Source organism: Flavobacterium endophyticum, from assembly GCF_003634455.1.
Lineage (GTDB): Bacteria > Bacteroidota > Bacteroidia > Flavobacteriales > Flavobacteriaceae > Flavobacterium > Flavobacterium endophyticum.
The window spans coordinates 1-5,292 of the sequence record NZ_RBLC01000009.1; the positions used below are offsets into that span (position 1 = coordinate 1).

The window sequence follows — 5,292 nt, forward strand, 5'->3', positions numbered from 1 at the left end:
AAAATAATCGTACTTTTGCACCCGCTTCGAGAGAGGCGAAAGAATAGAAGAACACGTTCATAGACATATTGGATTGACAGCAGTTTCGGCAGCGATGCCGGAGCTAAAAAAGAGAGAGCGGCGCGGTCTTTAGATAAGACCCGCAACAAAGCTGAGATTCGTCGAAATTATTAAAATATACGATGAAGAGTTTGATCCTGGCTCAGGATGAACGCTAGCGGCAGGCCTAACACATGCAAGTCGAGGGGTAGATGTCTTCGGGCATCGAGACCGGCGCACGGGTGCGTAACGCGTATGCAACCTGCCTTCCACAAAGGGATAGCCCAGAGAAATTTGGATTAATACCTTATAGTATATCGACCCGGCATCGGGATGGTATTAAAGATTTATCGGTGGAAGATGGGCATGCGTCCCATTAGCTTGTTGGTAAGGTAACGGCTTACCAAGGCAATGATGGGTAGGGGTCCTGAGAGGGAGATCCCCCACACTGGTACTGAGACACGGACCAGACTCCTACGGGAGGCAGCAGTGAGGAATATTGGACAATGGGCGCAAGCCTGATCCAGCCATGCCGCGTGCAGGATGACGGTCCTATGGATTGTAAACTGCTTTTATACGGGAAGAAACCCTGGCTCGTGAGCCAGACTGACGGTACCGTAGGAATAAGGATCGGCTAACTCCGTGCCAGCAGCCGCGGTAATACGGAGGATCCAAGCGTTATCCGGAATCATTGGGTTTAAAGGGTCCGTAGGCGGCCCCGTAAGTCAGTGGTGAAATCTCCCGGCTCAACCGGGAAATTGCCATTGATACTGCAGGGCTTGAATTATTGGGAAGTAACTAGAATATGTAGTGTAGCGGTGAAATGCTTAGATATTACATGGAATACCGATTGCGAAGGCAGGTTACTATCAATACATTGACGCTGATGGACGAAAGCGTGGGTAGCGAACAGGATTAGATACCCTGGTAGTCCACGCCGTAAACGATGGATACTAGCTGTTCGGGGCAACCTGAGTGGCTAAGCGAAAGTGATAAGTATCCCACCTGGGGAGTACGTTCGCAAGAATGAAACTCAAAGGAATTGACGGGGGCCCGCACAAGCGGTGGAGCATGTGGTTTAATTCGATGATACGCGAGGAACCTTACCAGGGCTTAAATGTGGCCTGACAGGACCGGAAACGGTTTTTCCTTCGGGCAGGTCACAAGGTGCTGCATGGTTGTCGTCAGCTCGTGCCGTGAGGTGTCAGGTTAAGTCCTATAACGAGCGCAACCCCTGTCGTTAGTTGCCAGCGAGTCATGTCGGGAACTCTAACGAGACTGCCAGTGCAAACTGAGAGGAAGGTGGGGATGACGTCAAATCATCACGGCCCTTACGCCCTGGGCTACACACGTGCTACAATGGACGGTACAGAGAGCAGCCACTGGGCGACCAGGAGCGAATCTACAAAACCGTTCACAGTTCGGATCGGAGTCTGCAACTCGACTCCGTGAAGCTGGAATCGCTAGTAATCGGATATCAGCCATGATCCGGTGAATACGTTCCCGGGCCTTGTACACACCGCCCGTCAAGCCATGGAAGCTGGGGGTGCCTGAAGTCGGTGACCGCAAGGAGCTGCCTAGGGTAAAACCGGTAACTGGGGCTAAGTCGTAACAAGGTAGCCGTACCGGAAGGTGCGGCTGGAACACCTCCTTTCTAGAGAAAGACGCAAATCTCGCCTGCGGGGACCATCGTGGTCCGCCTGCTCTCGCTGTTGGTTCAAAAATATTAAAGAAAAGCAATAAAACAGAGTCTCGTAGCTCAGCTGGTTAGAGTACTACACTGATAATGTAGGGGTCGGCAGTTCGAGTCTGCCCGGGACTACTTTTTTAGGCTTTGATAGGAAATTTTAGAAGTATGAGTACGAATTACGCATTAATTCAAGATTCAACATTCATAATTTAAGATTAGAGATGGGGGATTAGCTCAGCTGGCTAGAGCGCCTGCCTTGCACGCAGGAGGTCATCGGTTCGACTCCGATATTCTCCACGTTTCCGAAAGGAAAACAGTTCATTGACATATTGGGATAAGAAAACATTTAAAAAGTAGAAAGCATTCTTCTGATTTATCGGAAGAGAAAGCGCAATAAGCAAAATAAGGGCGCATGGGGGATGCCTAGGCTCTCAGAGGCGAAGAAGGACGTGATAAGCTGCGAAAAGCTGCGGGGACGGGCACACACCGATCGATCCGCAGGTATCCGAATGGGGCAACCCACTATGCTGAAGGCATAGTACTCCGATAGGAGGGCGAACCCGCTGAACTGAAACATCTAAGTAGGCGGAGGAGAAGAAAACAAAAGTGATTCCGTAAGTAGTGGCGAGCGAACGCGGATTAGCCCAAACCAGGCATGTTACGGCATACCTGGGGTTGTAGGACCGCGACATTTTATGCAAGAAGAACCGGAAGCGACTGGAAAGTCGCGCCATAGAGGGTGACAGCCCCGTACGGGCAATGATTGTAATAGATAGCGGTATCCTGAGTAGGGCGGGGCACGTGAAACCCTGTCTGAATCCGGCGGGACCATCCGCCAAGGCTAAATACTCCTGAGAGACCGATAGTGAACCAGTACCGTGAGGGAAAGGTGAAAAGAACCGTGAATAACGGAGTGAAACAGATCCTGAAACCATGCGCCTACAAGCGGTCGGAGCCCTTTAGTGGGGTGACGGCGTGCCTTTTGCATAATGAGCCTACGAGTTAACGTTGCCGGCAAGGATAAGTGGTTCAGCCACGGATCCGTAGCGAAAGCGAGTCTGAATAGGGCGCCATAGTCGGCAGTGTTAGACGCGAAACCGTGTGATCTACCCATGGGCAGGATGAAGCTGTGGTAACACACAGTGGAGGTCCGAACCGGTTGTCGTTGAAAAGACTTCGGATGACCTGTGGGTAGGGGTGAAAGGCCAATCAAACTCGGAAATAGCTCGTACTCCCCGAAATGCATTTAGGTGCAGCGTTATGCGTAAAGTTATACAGAGGTAGAGCTACTGATTGGATGCGGGGGCTTCACCGCCTACCAATTCCTGACAAACTCCGAATGCTGTATAATGTTTCATAACAGTGAGGGCTTGGGTGCTAAGGTCCAAGTCCGAGAGGGAAAGAACCCAGACCATCAGCTAAGGTCCCCAAATATATGCTAAGTTGAAAGAACGAGGTTTGTCTGCCCAGACAGCTAGGATGTTGGCTTGGAAGCAGCCATTCATTTAAAGAGTGCGTAACAGCTCACTAGTCGAGCGGACGAGCATGGATAATAATCGGGCATAAGCATATTACCGAAGCTATGGATTTGCAATTTATTGCAAGTGGTAGGGGAGCATTCTGGCTGGGGCGAAGGTGTATCGTAAGGTATGCTGGACCGGCCAGAAAAGAAAATGTAGGCATAAGTAACGATAATGCGGGCGAGAAACCCGCACACCGAAAGACTAAGGTTTCCTCAGCTATGCTAATCAGCTGAGGGTTAGTCGGGTCCTAAGGCGAACCCGAAAGGGACAGTCGATGGCCAACGGGTTAATATTCCCGTACTTCTTATAATTGTGATGGGGCGACGGAGTGATGAAAGCACCGCGAACTGACGGAATAGTTCGTTGAAGCACCTAGCTATATTTCCTATAGGCAAATCCGTAGGGAATGGCGAAATGCGATAGTACGCGGAGTCTTCGGACAAAGCGATAGTGTGCCTAAGGGCTTCCAAGAAAAACCTCTAAACTTAGATTATAAGAACCCGTACCGTAAACCGACACAGGTAGTCGAGGAGAGAATCCTAAGGTGCTCGAGAGATTCATGGCTAAGGAATTAGGCAAAATAGACCTGTAACTTCGGGAGAAAGGTCGCCAGCGCAAGCTGGCCGCAGTGAAGAGGTCCAGGCGACTGTTTATCAAAAACACAGGGCTCTGCAAAATCGTAAGATGAAGTATAGGGCCTGACACCTGCCCGGTGCTGGAAGGTTAAGAGGAGATGTTATCTTCGGAGAAGCATTGAATTGAAGCCCCAGTAAACGGCGGCCGTAACTATAACGGTCCTAAGGTAGCGAAATTCCTTGTCGGGTAAGTTCCGACCTGCACGAATGGTGTAACGATCTGGACACTGTCTCAGCCATGAGCTCGGTGAAATTGTAGTATCGGTGAAGATGCCGATTACCCGCAGTGGGACGAAAAGACCCTGTGCACCTTTACTATAGCTTAGTATTGACTTTGGACAAGTGATGTGTAGGATAGGTGGGAGACTTCGATCCTGCGTCGCCAGGCGTAGGTTAGTCATTGTTGAAATACCACCCTTTGCTTGTCTGAAGCCTAACCCCGCGCTGCGGGGGACATTGCTTGGTGGGTAGTTTGACTGGGGTGGTCGCCTCCAAAAGAGTAACGGAGGCTTCTAAAGGTTCCCTCAGCACGCTTGGTAACCGTGCGCAGAGTGCAATGGCATAAGGGAGCTTGACTGAGAGACATACAGGTCGATCAGGTACGAAAGTAGAGCATAGTGATCCGGTGGTTCCGCATGGAAGGGCCATCGCTCAAAGGATAAAAGGTACGCCGGGGATAACAGGCTGATCTCCCCCAAGAGCTCATATCGACGGGGGGGTTTGGCACCTCGATGTCGGCTCGTCACATCCTGGGGCTGGAGAAGGTCCCAAGGGTTGGGCTGTTCGCCCATTAAAGTGGCACGCGAGCTGGGTTCAGAACGTCGTGAGACAGTTCGGTCTCTATCTACTGCGGGCGCAAGAAATTTGAGTGGATCTGATTCTAGTACGAGAGGACCGAATTGGACCGACCGCTGGTGTATCTGTTGTCCCGCCAGGGGCATCGCAGAGTAGCTACGTCGGGAAGGGATAAGCGCTGAAAGCATATAAGCGCGAAACCCACCACAAGATGAGATTTCTTTTAAGGGTCGTGGGAGATGACCACGTCGATAGGCTGCAGGTGTAAAGGCAGTAATGTCATAGCCGAGCAGTACTAATAACCCGTAAGCTTATGCGCGATTTTCCTGCCCTCCGGGGCAGGAAGAAACTTTCTTATAAAACTTAAAAATGTATTTTATCCCAGTATGCCAAGATATTGCCATGGTATCCGTAAAAAGAGGCCATGGACATGCCGCCCGACGGCAAGAATGATCCAAGGTGGTTATTGCGGCGGGGCTCACCTCTTCCCATCCCGAACAGAGAAGTTAAGCCCGCCTGCGCAGATGGTACTGCAATCCTGTGGGAGAGTATGTCGCCGCCTTCCTTTGAAAGAGTCCTTACATATCGTAGGGACTCTTTTTTTTGCATA

The 5,292-nt window shown here is 50.7% G+C and carries 2 tRNA genes and 3 rRNA genes; all 5 read left to right on the top strand.

Features of this window, described 5'->3' with window-relative positions:
• The first annotated feature begins 179 nt into the window (after window positions 1–179).
• Window positions 180–1,693 (top strand): 16S ribosomal RNA (locus tag CLV94_RS16865).
• 94 nt (window positions 1,694–1,787) lie between these two features.
• Window positions 1,788–1,861, top strand: a tRNA-Ile gene (locus tag CLV94_RS16870).
• A 91-nt stretch (window positions 1,862–1,952) separates the two neighbouring features.
• Window positions 1,953–2,026: transfer RNA gene (locus tag CLV94_RS16875), tRNA-Ala, on the top strand.
• A gap of 93 nt (window positions 2,027–2,119) precedes the next feature.
• A 23S ribosomal RNA gene (locus tag CLV94_RS16880) occupies window positions 2,120–5,001 on the top strand.
• Window positions 5,002–5,137: 136 nt separating this feature from the next.
• Window positions 5,138–5,247: ribosomal RNA gene (rrf, locus tag CLV94_RS16885) — 5S ribosomal RNA — on the top strand.
• Together the 16S, 23S and 5S rRNA genes with 2 tRNA genes alongside form the textbook arrangement of a ribosomal RNA operon.
• The last annotated feature ends 45 nt before the right edge of the window (window positions 5,248–5,292 follow it).